We start from the raw sequence: 18,366 nt of genomic DNA, 5'->3' as shown, positions 1-18,366 counted from the left end.
TCCGCCTTACGCCATGCGGCCCCTGGGCCGTTCGTGCGGCAGGAAGACCGTGAGCAGCCCGATCGCCGGCAGGAACGAGCAGACGCGATAGACCGTCTCGATGCTGGTCCAGTCGGCCAGTTCGCCGAGTACCGCCGCGCCCAGCCCCCCCATGCCGAACGAGAGCCCGAAGAAGAGTCCCGCGATCATGCCGACCCGCCCGGGCACCAGTTCCGTCGCATAGACGAGGATGGCGGAGAAGGCCGAAGCCAGAATGAGGCCGATGACCACGCTGAGCACCCCGGTCCAGAACAGGTTCGCATAAGGCAGAGCCAGGGTGAAAGGCAGCACGCCGAGGATCGAGAACCAGATCACGTATTTGCGCCCGATCCTGTCCCCGATCGGCCCGCCGAGCACTGTGCCCGCGGCCACGGCGCCGAGGAAGATGAACAGGTGCAGCTGTGCGTCCTGGACGGAGAGCTGAAACTTCGCGATCAGATAGAACGTGAAGTAGCTCGTGATGCTCGCGGTGTAGAAGTTCTTCGAGAACACGAGGAGCATCAGGATCGTGATCGACCAGAAGATCCGCTTCCGGGAATAATGGGACCTGTGTTCCGTCGCACGGGACTTCGCCTGCAAGGCGACGAGCTTGTTCCGATACCATCGTCCCACCTGGGACAGGACAACCATGGCAAGCAGGGCAACCAACGAGAACCACGCGATGCTCGGCTGTCCCATGGGCACGACGATGAAGGCCGCGAGCAGCGGTCCGACCGCTGTTCCGGCATTGCCGCCGACCTGGAAGATCGACTGCGCCAAGCCATGCTGCCCCCCTGAAGCCATGCGGGCCACGCGGGAGGATTCGGGATGGAAGACCGACGACCCCATGCCGACAAGTCCCGCGGCCAGGAGAAGGAGCGGATACGACGAAGCCCGCGAGAGTGTGAGCAGGCCGGCGAGCGTGAAGCCCATGCCGACGACGAGGGAGAACGGTCTCGGCTTCTTGTCGGTTGCAAAACCGACAAGCGGCTGGAGGAGGGACGCCGTGAGCTGGAACGTGAGCGTGATGAGGCCGATCTGCCCGAAGTCGAGCGCATAGCTCGACTTGAGGATCGGATAGATCGCCGGGATGAGCGACTGGATCAGATCATTCAGAAAATGTGAGAAGCTGATCGCCGCAAGGATCGGGATGGCGACTCCCTCCGTCACGGTTCGGGCAGGCGTGGCGGCAGGGATGACGGTCGATTTGGTGTCCATGGCGTTCTTTTTGAGAGGCGCGGCGGACGCTCGGCCTCGGCGGGGCATTATGCCACTCGCCTATAAACCAAAAAAGCTCCGGCCTCTCCCATTGCCCGTGCAATGCTGGGTTGCGGAAGGGACATCTCCTCGTCGCACGTCTCGGACCCGGGATGCCGGCATGAAACGCGAGTCTCACCTTCGTCGATGGCCCATCGGTCCTGCGCCCGTAAGATTCGATCTGAAGCGCGTGGAGACATGAACCGCCGTTTCGCCTCCGTCTCAATCGCTGTGCAGAGCGGCCTTCGTCTCGAGTTGGCGCCGGTACGTACCCGCGCTCTGCGGCTTGATAAACAAGGTCACAATCTCGGGATGCGCCTGCCTGATCCTTGCCTCGACGCGGGTGACGCAGGCTTCGATGTCGGGCGTCCGCAGTTCATCGGAGAATTCGGCGCTGAGCGCGGCAACGACCTGGTTTGGCGCCAGATGGACTGTCACCACGCCATTGGCACGTTCGACCGCCGGGTCCTCCTGCGCGATGGCCAGAACCGCCTCCTGCAGGCCGACATGAGCGGCCTCCCCGATGAGGAGGCCCTTCGTTTCCCGGGCAAGCACAAGGGCGGTCATGGCCAAGACTGCCCCGATGCCAAGGGATGCGACACCGTCCAGCTCGGGCATCGCGAAATATTCGGCGGCGACGACGCCCGCAAACGCGATCAGCAATCCTGCCAGCGCGGCAGTATCTTCGAACAGAACGGTGAAGGTCGTCGGGTCCTTGCTCTGCCGTACGGCGGCCAGATAGCCGAGAGCCCCTTTTGCCTTGCGGAACTCCTTGAGCGCGATCCACCACGAGCCGCCCTCGAAAAGCATCGACAGTCCCAGCACCACATAGGCAATCCGCGGATTCTCCATGGGCTCGGGACGACGGATATGAATGAAGCCTTCGTAAAAGGACACGCCCGCGCCCAGGCCGAAGATGAGGAGTGCGACGATGAAGGTCCAGAAATAGAGCTCACGTCCATAACCGAGCGGATGGGCGCGGTCCGGCGGCTTCGCCGACCGATGGAGCCCGTAGAGCAGCAGGAGCTCGTTGCCGGTATCGACAAGCGAGTGGACCCCTTCGCTCAGCATCGCCGAGCTTCCGGTCCAGCCGGCAGCGACGAATTTGGTAATCGCGATCAGAAAATTGCCGAGCAGCGCGGCATAGATGACCTTCTTTGACGATGTCTGCGCCGCCATGCCTGTCCCGCTCCACTCAGGACAGAACGGTCAGGCTGGGCTCGGGTTGCATGGCGCGGGTGGAAATGCGGCGATGAATGTGCGCCGTCGTCACCGGCCGCGGGCAGTCTCGGATATGAAGCGGGCGCCCGGCAAACCGGGCGCCCGACAGGAGGGATCGGGAGAATGGCTTACTCCGCCGCCTGTGGAACAGCCTCGCTCGGCGACAGGCCCATCCGCTCGGCGACACCAAGGCCATAGGCCTTGTCAGCGAGATAGAAGTGGAGCACCTGGCGCTTCACGATCTCGACCGGCACACCCTGCATCGCCTCGGCGATGTTGTTCATGAGCTGCGCCTTCTGCTCGTCGCTCATCAGGCGGAACAGGGCCCCTGGCTGGCTGTAATCGTCGTTGCCGATCCGGTGGTCGTAGCGGTCCGCGTCGCCCGAGATCTTCAGCGGAGGCTCGGCGAGGCGGGTATCCTGCGTCGGGCCGCCGAAGGAGTTCGGCTCGTAATAGGCGTCGCCCCGCTCGGGCACCTCGAACAGCATCGCGCCATCGGAATGGTAATGGTGAACCGGGCAGCGCGGACGGTTGACGGGTAGGGCCTCGTAATGAGTGCCGACCCGGTAGCGATGCGCGTCCGCATAGGCGAAGATGCGCCCCTGGAGCATCTTATCCGGCGAGAAGCCGATCCCCGGCACGATGTTCGACGGGGAGAAGGAGGATTGCTCCACCTCGGCGAAATAATGCCTGGCGTTCCGGTTCAGCTCCAGAAGACCGATCTCATGCAGCGGATAATCCGCATGTGGCCACACTTTCGTGAGGTCGAACGGATTGTAGGGCGTCTTCTCGGCGTCGGTTTCCGGCATGATTTGCACGCAGACGCGCCAGCGCGGATAGTCGCCCTGCTCGATGGCTTCGTAGAGGTCGCGCTGAGCGCTCTCCCGATCCTTGGCGATCACGGCTTCCGCCTCGCGGTTGGTCCAGGTTTTGATCCCTTGCAGCGACTTGAAGTGGAACTTTACCCAATAGCGCTCACCGGCGGCGTTGAGGAACGAGTAGGTGTGCGACCCGAATCCATGCATGAAGCGATAGCCTTGCGGCAGGCCGCGATCCGAGAACAGGATCGTCACCTGGTGCAGGCTTTCCGGCGACAGGCTCCAGAAATCCCACATGGCCGTGGGACTGCGGAGATTCGTCGAGGGATGGCGCTTCTGCGTGCGAATGAAATCGGGGAACTTCAACGGATCGCGCACGAAGAAGACAGGCGTGTTGTTGCCGACCACGTCCCAGTTGCCCTCCTCGGTGTAGAACTTCACCGAGAAGCCGCGAACGTCGCGTTCAGCATCCGCAGCGCCGCGCTCGCCGGCCACCGTTGAGAAGCGCAGGAAGACTTCCGTCTGCTTGCCGATTTCCGAAAAGAGCCTGGCCTTGGAAAACCCGGTGATGTCCTGCGTCACCGTGAAAGTGCCATAGGCACCCGAGCCCTTGGCATGGACCACGCGCTCTGGAACGCGCTCACGGTTCTGATGCGCCAGCTTCTCGATCAGCTGGTAATCCTGCAGCAGCAGTGGTCCCCTGGGGCCGGCCGAGGCTGAATTCTGGTTGTCGGCAATCGGCGCTCCGGCCGTGGTCGTCATGGTCGGTTTCGACATGGTGATCCTCCTGAAGGCGGCACCATCACCGGGCGTTTGGCATTAGTCCAATTCGATTGCCTGACGTCGACGATCAGCTTAACTTATCGTTATGCTCACGCTTCGCCAGCTTCGCTACATTGCCGCCATCGCCGAGACCCGGCATTTCGGGCGGGCGGCCGCACTCTGTCATGTCACTCAGCCGGCTCTTTCCATGCAGATCCAGGACCTGGAGCAGTCCTTGGGCCTTCATCTCGTGGAACGTCGCCGCAACGCCGTCGATCTGACCGCGGACGGCCGCGAAATCGCCCGCCGAGCTGCCGCCATTCTCGCCTCCGTCACGGACTTGGAGGATTATGCCCGTCGGGATAAGCCTCCCCTGGTCGGCCCGCTGAAGCTCGGGATCATACCCTCCATCGCGCCCTACCTTCTTCCGCGGGCTCTCCCCACGCTTCACAGGCGATATCCGGACCTCGACCTGCGCGTCCGTGAAACCCAGACGACGGCACTGGTGGACGAACTCATCCGCGGCGATCTCGACCTCATCGTCGCCGCCCTTCCCCTGGACCGGCCGGAACTCGAGACCCTGGCTGCGTTCGAGGATCGCTTTCTGTTGGCGCGACAGGCACGGGCAGGCTGCGGGGGGGACGAGAGGATGGACCCGTCTGCTCTCGCCTCGGAGCATCTTCTGCTGCTGGAAGAAGGCCATTGCCTGCGCGACCAGGCTCTCAGCGTCTGCGGTGCGCTCTCGCCCAGCGTTCATATGGCCTTCGGGGCCTCAAGCCTGTCGACCGTGATGCATCTCGTGGCAAACGGCTATGGCGTCACGCTCCTGCCTGAGATGGCGGCGGAGATGGAAGGCACGGAACGGGTCCAACTCGTTCGGTTCGCAGAGCCGGAACCTGTGCGCACCATCGGCGTCGCTTGGCGCCGTACCTCGTCCCGGCGAAGCGACGCGGCGGCGCTCGCGAAGGTGCTTGTCGGCGCCCGGTCCTGAAACGCTCTAGGTCTAATGTCAGGCGTGACGTAAAAGGATCCGAGTTCTCAATGCCAAGGACATCCGATGATCCTGGATCCGCTGCTCGAACGTCTCGCCGTTGCCCTCGCCATCGGCCTGCTGATCGGTCTTGAGCGTGGCTGGAAACAGCGGGATGAAGCGGAAGGGGAGCGGACGGCGGGTTTTCGTACCTACATGCTCGCGACGCTGCTCGGCGCCCTGTGCGCCATTCTCAGCGGCAGCCTGGGCGCGATCTTTCTCAGCTTCGCATTTCTCGCGTTTGCCCTCGCCTTCACCGCTTTCGCATGGCTGGAGGCATCGTCGGAGGGCAACTTCAGCGCCACCGGCGTCGTCGCGGCCCTGATCGCTTTCGCGCTCGGCGCCTATACGATGCTCGGAAATCTGCAGATCGCCGTCGCGGTCGCCGTTACGACGACCATCATCCTCGCCCTGAAGGAGCCTCTGCACAGCTGGGTGAGACGCCTGACCTGGGAGGAGATCCGCGCTGTTCTCATCCTCCTCACCATGACATTCCTGCTGTTGCCACTGCTCCCGGACCGGACCATCGACCCCTACGACTCCGTCAATCCTGCGGAGATCTGGCTCCTCGCCATCATCATCGCCGCCCTGTCCTTCGTGGGCTATGTGGCGGTTCGGGTTTTCGGAAGCCAGCACGGCATCGCCCTGGCTGCGCTGGCAGGCGGCCTCGCCTCCTCCACCGCGACGACCATGACCCTCGCACGTCTCGCCCGGGAGCATCCCGCGGCGAGCCCGCTCCTGGCCGGCGGCATCCTCCTGTCGAGCGCGGTCATGGTTGGGCGCGTGATCGTCGTGGCGGCGGCAGTCAATCCGCAACTCCTGACACCCCTCGCATGGCCCCTCGGCGGAGCCGGGCTCGTCCTTGTTCTCGTGGCGGGAGGGCTCCTCTTCAGGCATGGCGGCGAAGAGCGTGGCCAGCCGGACCTGGACATCAAGAATCCTTTCGAACTCGGCATGGCGTTGCGCCTGGCGGCTCTGATCGCCGTCATCAGCTTCCTGGCAAAGGTCATGACCGAAACGTTCGGCGCGACCGGCCTGAACCTGCTCGCCATTCTCTCCGGCCTTGCGGATGTGGATGCCGTCACGTTGTCCTTCGCCCGCCTTTCGCACACCTCCCTTCCCCTCGGCGCAGCCGTGCTGGGCATCGGCCTCGCGGTCGCCACGAACACGGTGGTGAAGGCCGGAATGACCTTCGGTCTGGGAACCACGAAGGCGGGATGGCTCGTCGCTGCGGCGAGCCTCGCCGCCATCGCGGCAGGCGGAGCCGCGCTGCTTCCGCGCGGTACGTGAGAGGATAGGACAGAGCGATGACGCAGTCCCCTGGCCGCCGCTCGCGGCAACGGCTCCGCGCCGGACGGTTCGGTTGAGTGCCGAAGCAGGGATTGGCTGGTCACGGGCACCTTATGGAACAGTCGGTCCTCGCCTCATCCCATCGTGTCGACCTGCGTGCCGAGGCCCGCAGCCTTGCGGCCTCGGCCGGCCTGCACGGCCTTTTGCTGATCGCCGGGCTGGCCCTGCTGAGGCCCCAGCCCATTCCGCCGCTCGACGAAGGAATTCCGGTCGAGATCTGGACGCCGGCGGAGGTCGAGGCGCTGGCACCGAGGGTCAGCGCCGCGCCGGTCCCCGAGGCCTCACCGCAGGCGCCGCCCGACACCGTCCAGGAACGAACGCAAGTTTCAGCCGCGCCTGAACCATTGCAGCCCGGTCCACCGGCAAGAATCCGGGCGACGAGGATACTGTCCGGCGAGGTCCTGGCGAGCCCGCTCAGTCGCGCGATGCGGCAGGCCCTGCCTCGCTTCGACGAGGAAACCCGGATCGAACAGCTCTGCGGCATCGAGGCGATGGCCCAGATCGCCGCGACCCTCAAGCAGTTCCAGCCGGACAGGGTCGTGGCCTATGCCATGGCAGACGTGAAAATGAGGCAGAACAGGCTGATTGCCGACGGTGCCGCGTTCCGCAGCGCGCAGCATTGGTACCATCTGCAATTCATCTGCGACCTGAGTGCCGACCGCCGGGCCGTCCATGCCTTCGAGTTCGCCGTGGGGGATGCGATCCCGCGGCGGTTATGGGGCGCGCACAACCTTCCACCGGTCCATTGACGATCACTCTGGCAAATAAAAAAGCGCCCGGTCGGGCGCTTTCTTGTCGTCGGTGGCGTGAGCGACCGATCAGTTGTCCAGGAAGCTCCGGAGCTTCCGGCTCCGGGACGGATGCTTCAGCTTCCGGAGCGCCTTCGCCTCGATCTGGCGGATACGCTCGCGGGTCACCGAGAACTGCTGACCGACCTCCTCCAGCGTGTGGTCGGTGTTCATGCCGATACCGAAGCGCATGCGCAGGACACGTTCCTCACGGGGGGTGAGGGAGGCGAGCACCCGTGTCGTGGTCTCGCGCAGGTTCGACTGGATCGCCGCGTCGATGGGCAGGATCGCGTTCTTGTCCTCGATGAAGTCGCCCAGGTGGCTGTCCTCCTCGTCGCCAATGGGCGTCTCGAGGGAGATCGGCTCCTTGGCGATCTTGAGGACCTTGCGCACCTTCTCCAGGGGCATGGCCAGCTTTTCGGCCAGTTCTTCCGGAGTCGGCTCGCGGCCGATCTCGTGCAGCATCTGGCGCGAGGTGCGGACGATCTTGTTGATCGTCTCGATCATGTGCACCGGAATGCGGATCGTGCGGGCCTGGTCGGCGATCGAGCGGGTGATCGCCTGCCGGATCCACCAGGTGGCATAGGTCGAGAACTTGTAGCCGCGGCGATACTCGAACTTATCGACCGCCTTCATGAGGCCGATATTGCCCTCCTGGATGAGGTCCAGGAACTGCAGGCCGCGGTTCGTGTACTTCTTGGCGATGGAGATCACGAGACGAAGATTCGCCTCGATCATTTCCTTCTTCGCCTGCCGGGCCTCGCGCTCGCCCTTCTGCACCATCATGACGATGCGCCGGAACTCCTGGATCTCCAGGCCGGTCTCGGAAGCGAGATTGTGGATCTTGTCGCGCAGCTCGTGGATCTGGTCCTTGCCCTTGGCGACGAAGTCCTTCCAGCCCTTGCCGCCGAGCTTGGAGACGCGCAGGACCCATTTCGGATCGAGCTCCCAGCCCTGGTAATGCTTGAGGAACTCCTCGCGCGCGACACCATGGCTCTCGGCGAAGCGCATCAGGCGGCCCTCATGCGAGATGAGCCGCTTGTTGATATCGTAGAGCTGCTCGACGAGGGCCTCGATCCGGTTGTTGTTGAGCGAGAGGGACTTCACGGACGCGACGATGTCAGCCTTGAGCTCGCGGTATTTCCGCTCCTGGGCCGGAGTCAGCTGCTTGTTCTGCATGCGCTGCTCCACGTGCTCGACCTGGAGACGGCGCAGCTTCTTGTAATTGTCAGCGATGGAATCGAAGGTCTCGAGAACCCGCGGCTTCAGCTCGGCCTCCATGGCCGACAGCGACACGTTGTTCTCCAGATCGTCGTCGTCCATCTCGCCTTCGGGCGGAACGGCTCCCTCGCCATCCTCGCTCGCGGCTTCCTCCTCGCCCTCGGGACCATCTTCCCGTGGGGCACCCTTGCCGTCGGGGCCGGCATAGGTCGCCTCGAGGTCAATGATGTCGCGCAGGAGCACCCGGCCCTCGACGAGCTCGTCGCGCCAGATGATGATGGCCTGGAAGGTCAGCGGGCTCTCGCACAGGCCCGCGATCATGGCCTCGCGGCCAGCCTCGATGCGCTTGGCGATCGCGATTTCGCCTTCGCGGGAAAGAAGCTCCACGGAGCCCATCTCGCGCAGGTACATCCGCACCGGGTCGTCCGTGCGGTCGGTCGGCTCCTTGGTCGTGGTCTCCCGGACGACGACGGCGCGGGCCTGGGTGGTCTCAACGAGATCCCCGCCCTCGGCCTCCTCCTCCTCGGCTTCCGCCTTCTCGCCTTCCTCGGCTTCCTCGGACTCGACTACGTTGATGCCCATCTCGGACAGCTGGCCGAGCACGTCCTCGATCTGTTCGGAGGAGAACTCCTCGGAGGGCAGGACCTCGTTCAGTTCGTCATAGGTCACGTAGCCGCGCTTCTTGGCGAGCTTGATCATCCGCCGGACGGCGGCATCGGTCAGATCGAGAAGAGGCCCATCGCTCTGCTGCTCAGGAGCTGCGGTCTCGGCTTCGTCCCGTTCGGTTGCCTTCGTTGCCATGCTTTGCACTACTCCGTCGCCTCCCCGGCCCCCGAGCCAGATCGGCGATGCGCGAACGGGCAGCGAAGCTCCACGGCCTCACCACCCGAAATTCATTCCAAACAATAAAACAGCGAGTCGCTTGACTAACCGTTAACCATTCCCCCGCTCAGCCCGCTCATCTGAACCCGGCCAGATCCGAGCGTCAGTGATCGCGGTGGACAACTCCGTTGTCTAGATCGGCCTCGGCACCCTCGACGGAAGACAGCTGGTTTTGGACCTCTCGCAGCCAGGCGAGATTGGCCTCGTTGTCGTCTTCGGCGAGTGCGCGCTCCGCGGCCCGAAGTTCGCTATGTAACGTGCGTGCGCGGCGATGCAAGGTGATTGCCTGCCTCAATGCGTCTTCAAGTCGCAAGAAATCCGCGTGCGGGTCGAGCATCCAGCGGTCGCCGGGTCGAACCAGATATGTAAGTCGTTCCGCCACCGGCGCAAGCCCCGACCTCTCGAGGCGGACCCGCATGACGTCCGGTCCCGGCGGTTCGCCATGGGCTGCGTCATCGATCAGGAACCGGCGCAGGTCCTGCGCCCCCCTACCCTCAAACTCAAGCTCCGCAAGGGTTTCAGCATGGCTATGCAGCATTTCCGGATGGGCCAGGAAAGCGCAGAGAATGATCGCCTCGCGGGGGGACTCCGCCGTTCCACCGGTGAAAAGGGCACTGCGTGCGAGAAGCGGGCTGATGCTGACCCGGGCACTCGGGGTGGTCGGAGCGGGCGCCCAGCGCTCCCGTCGCGAGCCGCCGCCATGCCGTTGGAAGCGGCCCGGCCGCGGCTCAGGATTCTGCGTGGACAGGCGCGCCTCGATGTCCTCCCGGTAGTACCGTTTGAGGGTTTCGTCCCGAATCAGTGCCAGTGATTCGCGAAGGCGCCTCTCCAGGGCCGCCCGGCGTTCAGGAGTGTCGAGGGGGCCCGCCTCCAGTTCCCGCGCCCACAGGATGTCGATCAGCGGCCGCGCCGAGGCCAGCACCCGCTCGATGGCCGCCGGTCCACCCGTCCGGGCGAGATCGTCCGGGTCCTGCCCTTCCGGAAGCATGGCGAAGCGCAGGGATTTCCCGGCGCTGAGGTTCGGCAGGGCGATGTCGAGGGCCCGGTAGGCCGCGCGCCGTCCCGCCTTGTCGCCGTCGAAGCAGAGGACCGGCTCATCGGCCATGCGCCAGAGAAGCGCAAGCTGGTCCTCCGTCAGGGCGGTTCCGAGCGGAGCCACCGCGTTGGGAAAGCCCGCGACGCTCAGCGAGATCACGTCCACATAGCCCTCCGCAAGGATCACGGTTCCCCTGTCGTGGGCGGGCTTTCGGGCGAGGTGGAAATTATAGAGGAGCCGGCCCTTGTTGAAGAGCGGCGTATCCGGAGAATTGAGGTATTTCGCCGAGACCTCGGCGCTCATGGCCCGGCCGCCGAAGGCGATGACCCGGCCGCGCAGGTCGCAGATCGGGAACATGATCCGGTCGCGGAACCGGTCATAGGGGATCTTCACATCCTCGCCCGAATAGAGAAGGCCCGCCTCCTCCATCATCTCCAGGGGGACGCCCTTGCCGGCCAGATGATCGCGCAGGGCATAGCGCTCCGGGGGCGCATAGCCGATGCGGAAGCGCTCCTGGGTCTCGCGGCTCAGGGAGCGCCCGGCGAGATAATCCCTTGCCTTCACGCCGAAACGGCCCTGGAGGGAGGTCATGAAGAACTCCGCCGCCATCTCCAGGACGTCGTAGAGGCTGTTGCGCTTGACCTCTTCGGCCCGGTCCTCGCGGGTGAGCTTGGGCAGCGCAACCCCGGCTTCCGCCGCCAGGCGCTCCACGGCTTCGGGGAAGGATAGCCCTTCCGTCTCCTGGAGAAAGGTGAAGATGTCGCCATGCTTGCCGGAGGAGAAGCAGTGATAGAACTGTTTCTGGTCGTTCACATAGAAGGATGGCGTCTTCTCCGCATTGAACGGCGACAGCCCCTTCCACTCCCGCCCGGCCTTCTTGAGCCGCACGCGCTTGCCCACGACGGCCGATACCGGCAGCCGGGCGCGGATCTCCTCGAGGATCTGGGGCGGGTAGCGCACGAAGCGAATTCTCCAAGCCTGCTGGATAAACTAGGGCGGCCGTCAATCGGAACGAAAATCGTGGGCGGCTCTCGGTTTGCCCGCAATTCACAGGATCGAGGCCATGTAACGAGGCGGGCGCCTCACCCCCGCGCCAGGGGGGTGCCCAGGACGATATGGGTCGTGGCGGTCGCGACCCCCTCGACGGCGGCGACCGCATCGCGGATCCGGTCGAGGGTCGTGTTCGTGTCGCAGGCCACCATCACCATCATGTCGATGGCGCCGGTCAGGGAATGGCAGGCGACGATCTCGGGGATTCCGGAAAGGTGCGGCACCACGTGCTTGCAGCGGAAGCCGGGTTCGAAGGTGACGGCGATCATGGCCCGGACCGCGGGATCGTGCTCGGACGCGAGCGCAACGGTATAGGATTTGATCACGCCGTCCCGCTCCAGGCGGCGCATCCGCTCCTGCGTGGCGCTTCGCGAGAGCCCGACGCTGCGGGCGAGGCCGACGAGGCTCTCCCGCGCGTTTTTGCGCAGGGCGCCGATGAGAATCCTGTCTTTCTCGTCCAGCATGAAGATCAAACCGCCGTCCTGAGGAGCTCCGACCGGCATTTAGCCGGTCGGGCCGTCATCTTGTCGAGTGAAACCGGCATCGCGATGCGCGAAAACCGAGGGACTCAAGGAGCTTCCCATGACCATTGCCAACGCCGTCCTTCTGCCGGTCGACATGCAGCTGGCTTTCGACCTCCCCTCCTGGCCGCGCCGCTGGAACGAGGCTGTCGATTCCAACGGCCAAGCCCTTCTCGGGGCCTGGAGGATCCGCAATCTCCCGATCATCCACGTGCGCCACGACTCCGTGACGCCGGGCTCGACTCTGGCGCCGGGGCAGCCTGGCAATGCCTTCCGGCCCGGGTTCGGGCCGCGCGGCGGGGAGCCGCTCATCTCCAAGAGCGTCAACTCCGCCTTCATCGGCACGGACCTCGACCTGCGGCTCAAGCGGCTCGGCGTCCGGACGGTCGTGGTCTTCGGCATCTCCACCGACATGTGCGTCTCGACGACTGTGCGGGTCGGAGCCAATCTCGGCTACGACATGGTGCTGGTGGAGGATGCCTGCGACTGCTTCGACCTGCCCGACGGAGCGGGTGGAACGATCCCTGCCGAGGGCATCCATGCCGCCCATGTGGCGACGCTCCGCTTCGAGTTCGCCCGCGTCGTGACGACCCGGGCGCTCCTGGACGAGATGGCGGGACAGGCGGATCGAGCCGCCTGAGGGCCTAGCCCTTGGGCAGCATCTCCTTCACGAGGCCGCTCGCCCTGGCGAAGTCCATCCGGCCGGCATATTTGCCGCGCAGGATCCCCACCACCTTGCCCATGTCCTTCATGGAGGCGGCGCCCGTCTCGGCGATTGCGGCCTCGATGGCCGCCTTCACTTCGGATTCATCCATCTGCTGCGGCAGGTAGGAGGTGATCACCGCGGCCTCCTCTCTCTCCTGCTGCGCCAGCTCGGGACGGCCTCCCTGCTCGTACATGGCGATCGATTCCTGGCGCTGCTTGATCATCTTCTGCAGGAGCGCCAGGATCTCCTCGTCGGAAGCCTGGCCCTTGCCGGCGCCGCGGGCCTCGATGTCCTTGTCCTTCAGCGCGGCCTGGATCAGGCGGATTGCGCCCAGCCTGCCTTTGTCGCCGGCCTTCATGGCTGCCTTCATATCCGCGGTGAAACGTTCGCGCAGCATGCGCTTCTCCTTACCATTGAACGCTTGAGCGTTGACGTGGCGCGAGCGGCCCCTTAAGTCACGAGGATAGGTCAAGGGCGTCTCGGGCACGCCTGCTCAAGCGCGACCCATTGGGTTCGGACTTACAAGAGATCATGACGATGCTGCAAGACAAAGACACCACCGGGAGCTCCTCGGGTGGCTGGACGGAGCCGCGCGCCACGGCCGTTGTCGTGCTTCAGGACGGCACCGTCCTCGAAGGCTTCGGCATCGGCGCCATCGGCGAGGCCACGGGCGAGGTCTGCTTCAACACGGCCATGACGGGCTATCAGGAAATCCTGACCGACCCGTCCTATGCCGGGCAGATCATCACCTTCACCTTCCCGCATATCGGCAATGTCGGCGCCAACGAGGAAGACATCGAGAGCGTGAATGCGGCATCCTCGTCCGGGGTGCGTGGCGCCATCATGGCCGCCGCGGTTACGGACCCGTCGAACTGGCGCGCCTCCCGCCACCTCGATTCCTGGCTCAAAGCCCGCGGCATCATCGGCCTGACCGGCATCGACACCCGCGCGCTGACCGCCCTGATCCGCGAGAAGGGCATGCCGAACGCGGTGATCGCGCACGATCCCGACGGCCGATTCGACATCGACAGCCTCAAGGCCCGCGCCGCCACCCTGCATTCCATGGACGGGCTCGACCTCGTTCCCATGGTCACGAGCGCGCAGCGCTTCGACTGGGACGAGAGCACCTGGAACCTTGGACAGGGCTACGGGAAGACCGATGAAAGCAAGTACCACGTGGTCGCCATCGACTACGGGGTGAAGCGCAACATCCTGCGCCTGCTGACGCGGGCGGGCTGCAAGGTCACGGTCGTGCCCGCCACCGCATCGGCGGAGGACGTGCTGGCCCTCAAGCCGGACGGGGTTTTCCTCTCGAACGGCCCTGGCGATCCAGCGGCGACCGGAGAATATGCGGTGCCCGTGATCCGAAAGGTGCTGGAGGAGAAGATCCCGACCTTCGGCATCTGTCTCGGCCACCAGATGCTGAGCCTCGCCGTCGGCGGCCGAACCAAGAAGATGCACCAGGGCCACCATGGGGCGAACCACCCCGTGAAGGACAGAACAACCGGCAAGGTGGAGATCACCTCGATGAATCACGGCTTCGCGGTCGATCCCGAGAGCCTGCCGGACAATGCCGTCGAGACGCATGTCTCCCTCTTCGACGGCTCAAATTGCGGCATCGCGCTGACCGACCGGCCCGCCTTCTCGGTCCAGTACCACCCGGAAGCCTCACCGGGCCCGCAGGACAGCCATTATCTCTTCGACCGTTTCGTGAAGCTGATCGAAGACGAGAAGGCGAAACGCCAAGCTTAGAGACTTTATTCTTCTGGCTGGGCAACGGAAGCTTGGCCGGAAGAAGGATGTCTCCGCGACAACGCGTGTATTGCGCAAGATCCCCAAATCACGTTAACCGGTCGAAAACCATAAAACATCGACCATACGAATCCTGATTTGGGGGTTTCTCCGATGACCATTGACGAGAAGGCGGGCGAATTCAGCCGCCTCCATAGCCTGTTTACGTTTCACCTCGGCGTCGCCGTCGGCCTGTCCTGGCTGACCGCGCTCTATGCGTCCTTCTACGCCCCCTGGGTTCGCAATATCCGTCCGCTCATCGATCCGTCCTATGCGGGACAGGTCGAGAGCACGTGGTCGTTCCTCTTCGTCTTTCCCGCGGTTCTGACCGTCGCCTGGCTCATGTGCGTGCTCGGCCGGGAGATGTTTCGCCATATGCGCATCTTCAAGAACCAGATCATCGAGTTCGCCATCGCCGGCGCCCTCGCCTTCGTCGTGTTCTATCTGGCCATCGACCGCGCCGTCGCCGCCCTCTCCCTCGGCCTCTGAGACGCGGGCGGGACTCGCCGCAAATGCGCAACCATGATCAATTCCGGAGCCGTATTGTCGGGCTTCGGAGTGATCCATGCTGCAAAAGAAACCGAAGACACGCCTCGATTACGGACGCCGGGTCTCCCTGGTCATCGACCACATCGCCGACCATCTGGACGGCGAGCTGTCCCTCGAGCACCTGGCAGGTATCGCCTGCTTCTCGCCCTTCCACTTCCATCGCATCTATCGATCGATCACGGGCGAGACTGTCACCGAGACCGTCCGGCGCCTGAGACTGCACCGGGCAGCCGGGGAACTGGCCCGCTCGACCTACCCGATCGAGCGGATCGCCCGCAGGGCTGGCTATGGCTCCGTCGAAGCCTTCACGCGGGCTTTCGGCGCCGACCATGGCGAGCCGCCGGGCGCGTTTCGGGCACGGTTCACTCCGTTTCGACCATTCGGAAATGGAGACGACATCATGCTTCCCGTCACGGTAAAGGACTTCGAGGGCATTTATCTCGCCACCCTCCCCCATCGTGGCAACTATCAGGAGATCGGCCGCTGCTTCGACCGGCTCGGCGTATGGGCCGGGGCGCACGGCCTCTTCGACCGCCCGCGTCGGATGATGGGCCTCTATTACGACGATCCGGAAAGCGTGCCGGAGGCGGAACTGCGCTCCGAGGCCGGCATCGAGGTCGCGCCGGATACGCCGCTGAGCGACGGGGTCACGCTGCGCCACATTCCGGCCGGCCGCATAGCGGTCGTTCTCTACAAGGGCCCCTATGCCGGACTCGAGGAAGTCTATCGCCAGCTCTACCGGGAATGGCTTCCCCGGAGCGGCGAGGAAATCGGTGACCAGCCGGTCTTCGAGAATTATCTGAACACGCCCCGCGACGTGCCGCCCTCGGAGCTTCTCACCGAGGTCACGCTGCGGCTGAGGAACTGACCTTTCCCCGGCTTCTCCCCGATGGAGGAGCCGTCCTTCCGACCTTTTTGGCGTGTCCGGCGTTCTGCTCGGGACAGAACAGGAGATCCCGCCATGGCCAAGGCGAAAGGTTACGGCGAGGCGCACGCCTATAATGCGCCCCTCAAGACAGACACCTATGTTTTTCGGGACGACGGGCTCATTCCCAACAACCGGCTGCCGCTGATCGTCAGGCAGGGCGCCATCACGCCGGGAAGCTCCGACCCCGCCAAACCCTTCGAAGAAACCTTTCGCCGGAATGGATGGACCAACACATGGCGCAACGGCATCTTCGAGTTTCATCACTATCACTCGAGCGCCCACGAGGTGCTGGGCATCGCCTCGGGCTCCGCGAATGTGCGTTTCGGTGGCGAGGGTGGCGAGATCGTCGGGCTGACCGCCGGTGATGTCGTGGTGATCCCGGCGGGCGTCGGCCATGCCCTGATCAACCAGAACGGCGATCTGCTGGTGGTCGGGGCCTACGCCGACGGCCGCGACTACGATACCTTGAGGGACGATCCCAAGGTGATCGCGGAAGCGCGCAAGCGCATCGCACAGGTGCCGATGCCGGACACGGATCCCGTGGACGGCGCGGACGGACCTCTGACCAAGCTGTGGTCTCAAGAGTGACGACCAAACCTTGAGTACCGGCCGGCCCTCATGCGGACCGGTCTTCCGCAACGAGCGATGCGCCGCTCGAAGAACCGAGCATCGGATCGACTCCAAAGGTGGATTCCACTTTGGGGCCCGATGCTCTAGGACTCTCGCCATGAACTGGCGAGACTACTGGAACCAGGACACACCGATCTACGCCAGCGAGCGGCACAAGCTCCTGCATTATCGGCTCGTGGCCAACGACATCATCGGCCTGATCCCCTCGCCCGAGGCGCGGGTGCTCGACTACGGATGCGGGGAGGCCCTGTTCGCGGATCGGGTCGCGGCCCGCTGCGGCCGTCTCCATCTCTGCGACGCGGCTCCCCTGGTGCGCGACAGGCTCCGCGAGCGGCTCGGTGCGAATCCGCGGGTCACCATCCTCGCTCCCGAGGATCTTTCGGAGATGGAGAATTCATCTCTCGACCTGATCGTCGTGAATTCCCTGCTGCAATATCTCTCCCTCGAGGAGCTGCGCACCATCCTGCAGACCTGGCGCAGCAAGCTGAAGGCAACGGGCGAACTGGTGATCGCCGATGTCGTGCCGCCCGATGTGAAGCCCGTCACCGACGCCAAAGCGCTTCTTTCCTTCGCCTGGCAGGGCGGCTTCCTCGCCGCCGCCCTGGGTGGCCTGGTGCGCACCGCCCTGTCCGATTACCGCAAAATCCGCGACGAGATCGGCCTGTCCCATTACGGCGAGACGGAGATGATCGAGATCCTGCACGAGGCCGGGTTCTCGGCAGAGCGCGCGGACCGCAATCTCGGGCACAACCAGGCGCGGATGACCTTCGTGGCACGGCCCGCTGCGCCTTCCGTTGACGGCACCTGAGTCACAGCGGCTGTCGGCGCTCGGAACAAGCAAGAGGCTGGCGCCTTGTTGCAGAGCGAACCTGCGAGGCCGCCATGACCGTCGGCTCCTCTGAAACGAAGCACCAGGACAGTTTCAATCCTGCCGAGAAAATCCCCGACCTGTCGCCCCGGAAGAAGAAAGCCATCGAGGAACAGAGCCGGCCCAATGCGGCTCTCATCCACGAAACCATTCGCGCGGAAGGCGAAAGCGAACTCGACCGTACGGCGGTGGCCTTGCTGCTCTCGGGACTTGCGGCCGGCTCGTCCATTGGCTTCTCGCTTGTCACCGAAGGGGTCCTGCACGCCCACCTTCCGAATGGCGCCTGGAAGCCTCTTGTCAGTGCCTTGGGCTACTCGGTCGGCTTTCTGATCGTTGTGCTGGGGCGCCAGCAGCTCTTCACCGAAAACACGCTGACACCAATCCTGCCGTTGCTGCACAACAGAAATGCACACACCCTCTGGAAAGTCCTCAAGCTGTGGCTCGTGGTTCTTGCGGCCAACATCGTCGCCACATGGATCTTTGCAGCAGTCATCGCCCACACGCCGCTTTTTGCACCCGAAATCAAGGAGGCCTTCACTCAGATCAGCCGAAAAGTCCTCGAACCACCCTTCGGGACCACGGTCTTGAAGGCGGTCTTCGCCGGATGGCTCATCGCCCTGATGGTCTGGCTCCTGCCCGGAGCGGAATCAGGTCGCGCCGTGATCATCCTGATCATCACATACGTCGTGGCGATCGGCGGCTTTACCCATCTGATCGCAGGCTCGGTCGATGCTTTCTATCTTGTCGAGACAGGCCAAGCTGCCTGGTCGGACTATTTCACGCGCTTCTTCGTCCCGACCCTGATTGGAAATGTCCTGGGCGGGGTAAGCCTCGTCGCCGTCCTGAACTTCGGGCAGGTCGCTCCCGAGCTGAACTGAAACCGGGATCCGGCCAGGCTGCGCTGGCGGACAGGCGCGCCGAGCGGCGGGAGGAGGCTCGC

Annotated in this window: 17 protein-coding genes; 10 read left to right on the top strand and 7 right to left on the bottom strand. The window is 64.4% G+C overall.

Annotation, left to right across the window (positions count from 1 at the left end):
* Nucleotides 1–6 precede the first annotated feature (6 nt).
* The 3 genes from AC522E_RS03965 to AC522E_RS03955 form a co-directional block, all read right to left on the bottom strand.
* The gene (locus AC522E_RS03965) at nucleotides 7–1,236 is read right to left on the bottom strand and encodes an MFS transporter (RefSeq protein ID WP_500749095.1); all 1,230 of its coding nucleotides are present in this window, start codon (nucleotides 1,234–1,236) and stop codon (nucleotides 7–9) included.
* Between the two features lie 261 nt (nucleotides 1,237–1,497).
* Complete coding sequence (locus AC522E_RS03960; protein WP_500749094.1) at nucleotides 1,498–2,454, bottom strand: cation diffusion facilitator family transporter; 957 nt, start codon at nucleotides 2,452–2,454, stop codon at nucleotides 1,498–1,500.
* A 170-nt stretch (nucleotides 2,455–2,624) separates the two neighbouring features.
* On the bottom strand, nucleotides 2,625–4,091 hold the full coding sequence (locus tag AC522E_RS03955) for a catalase (protein WP_500749093.1): 1,467 nt from the start codon (nucleotides 4,089–4,091) through the stop codon (nucleotides 2,625–2,627).
* A 91-nt stretch (nucleotides 4,092–4,182) separates the two neighbouring features.
* Here AC522E_RS03955 and AC522E_RS03950 point away from each other — a divergent pair, with 91 nt between their 5' ends.
* The 3 genes from AC522E_RS03950 to AC522E_RS03940 all read left to right on the top strand — a co-directional run bounded on the left by AC522E_RS03950 (nucleotide 4,183) and on the right by AC522E_RS03940 (nucleotide 7,205).
* Entirely contained in the window at nucleotides 4,183–5,067 is an 885-nt protein-coding gene (locus AC522E_RS03950) for a hydrogen peroxide-inducible genes activator (RefSeq protein ID WP_500749092.1), read from the top strand.
* Between the two features lie 66 nt (nucleotides 5,068–5,133).
* The gene (locus AC522E_RS03945) at nucleotides 5,134–6,396 is read left to right on the top strand and encodes an MgtC/SapB family protein (protein ID WP_500749091.1); all 1,263 of its coding nucleotides are present in this window, start codon (nucleotides 5,134–5,136) and stop codon (nucleotides 6,394–6,396) included.
* A 113-nt stretch (nucleotides 6,397–6,509) separates the two neighbouring features.
* Nucleotides 6,510–7,205, top strand: coding sequence for a DUF930 domain-containing protein (locus AC522E_RS03940; RefSeq protein WP_500749090.1), 696 nt, complete (start codon nucleotides 6,510–6,512; stop codon nucleotides 7,203–7,205).
* A gap of 69 nt (nucleotides 7,206–7,274) precedes the next feature.
* Here AC522E_RS03940 and rpoD read toward each other — a convergent pair whose 3' ends face one another.
* From rpoD to AC522E_RS03925, 3 genes are all read right to left on the bottom strand, one after another.
* Complete coding sequence (rpoD, locus tag AC522E_RS03935) at nucleotides 7,275–9,266, bottom strand: RNA polymerase sigma factor RpoD (protein ID WP_500749089.1); 1,992 nt, start codon at nucleotides 9,264–9,266, stop codon at nucleotides 7,275–7,277.
* 184 nt (nucleotides 9,267–9,450) lie between these two features.
* Complete coding sequence (gene dnaG / locus AC522E_RS03930) at nucleotides 9,451–11,343, bottom strand: DNA primase (RefSeq protein ID WP_500749088.1); 1,893 nt, start codon at nucleotides 11,341–11,343, stop codon at nucleotides 9,451–9,453.
* Nucleotides 11,344–11,465: 122 nt separating this feature from the next.
* On the bottom strand, nucleotides 11,466–11,897 hold the full coding sequence (locus AC522E_RS03925) for an Lrp/AsnC family transcriptional regulator (RefSeq protein WP_500749087.1): 432 nt from the start codon (nucleotides 11,895–11,897) through the stop codon (nucleotides 11,466–11,468).
* A gap of 118 nt (nucleotides 11,898–12,015) precedes the next feature.
* Between AC522E_RS03925 and AC522E_RS03920 the strand changes: the two genes are divergently transcribed.
* Complete coding sequence (locus tag AC522E_RS03920) at nucleotides 12,016–12,594, top strand: cysteine hydrolase family protein (RefSeq protein ID WP_500749086.1); 579 nt, start codon at nucleotides 12,016–12,018, stop codon at nucleotides 12,592–12,594.
* 4 nt (nucleotides 12,595–12,598) lie between these two features.
* Here the strand turns inward: AC522E_RS03920 and AC522E_RS03915 are convergent, their stop codons facing one another.
* The gene (locus AC522E_RS03915) at nucleotides 12,599–13,057 is read right to left on the bottom strand and encodes a GatB/YqeY domain-containing protein (RefSeq protein WP_500749085.1); all 459 of its coding nucleotides are present in this window, start codon (nucleotides 13,055–13,057) and stop codon (nucleotides 12,599–12,601) included.
* A gap of 140 nt (nucleotides 13,058–13,197) precedes the next feature.
* Here AC522E_RS03915 and carA point away from each other — a divergent pair, with 140 nt between their 5' ends.
* The 6 genes from carA (at nucleotide 13,198) to AC522E_RS03885 (ending at nucleotide 18,304) form a co-directional block, all read left to right on the top strand.
* The gene (gene carA, locus AC522E_RS03910) at nucleotides 13,198–14,412 is read left to right on the top strand and encodes a glutamine-hydrolyzing carbamoyl-phosphate synthase small subunit (protein WP_500749084.1); all 1,215 of its coding nucleotides are present in this window, start codon (nucleotides 13,198–13,200) and stop codon (nucleotides 14,410–14,412) included.
* Between the two features lie 153 nt (nucleotides 14,413–14,565).
* Nucleotides 14,566–14,940 carry a hypothetical protein gene (locus AC522E_RS03905; protein ID WP_500749083.1) on the top strand — a complete coding sequence of 125 codons (375 nt, stop codon included), beginning with the start codon at nucleotides 14,566–14,568 and terminating at the stop codon, nucleotides 14,938–14,940.
* Nucleotides 14,941–15,016: 76 nt separating this feature from the next.
* Nucleotides 15,017–15,868: an AraC family transcriptional regulator gene (locus tag AC522E_RS03900; protein WP_500749082.1), complete on the top strand. Its 852-nt coding sequence runs from the start codon at nucleotides 15,017–15,019 to the stop codon at nucleotides 15,866–15,868.
* A 93-nt stretch (nucleotides 15,869–15,961) separates the two neighbouring features.
* The gene (locus tag AC522E_RS03895; protein WP_500749081.1) at nucleotides 15,962–16,516 is read left to right on the top strand and encodes a cupin domain-containing protein; all 555 of its coding nucleotides are present in this window, start codon (nucleotides 15,962–15,964) and stop codon (nucleotides 16,514–16,516) included.
* Between the two features lie 139 nt (nucleotides 16,517–16,655).
* Nucleotides 16,656–17,366 carry a class I SAM-dependent methyltransferase gene (locus AC522E_RS03890; RefSeq protein WP_500749080.1) on the top strand — a complete coding sequence of 237 codons (711 nt, stop codon included), beginning with the start codon at nucleotides 16,656–16,658 and terminating at the stop codon, nucleotides 17,364–17,366.
* Between the two features lie 74 nt (nucleotides 17,367–17,440).
* Nucleotides 17,441–18,304, top strand: a complete 864-nt coding sequence (locus AC522E_RS03885; RefSeq protein WP_500749079.1) for a formate/nitrite transporter family protein — start codon at nucleotides 17,441–17,443, stop codon at nucleotides 18,302–18,304.
* Nucleotides 18,305–18,366 lie beyond the last annotated feature (62 nt).

It is taken from the genome of Microvirga sp. BF8, assembly GCF_059888585.1.
The sequence above is the reverse complement of the archived record's forward strand: the minus strand, read 5'-3'. Positions and strand labels throughout refer to the sequence as shown.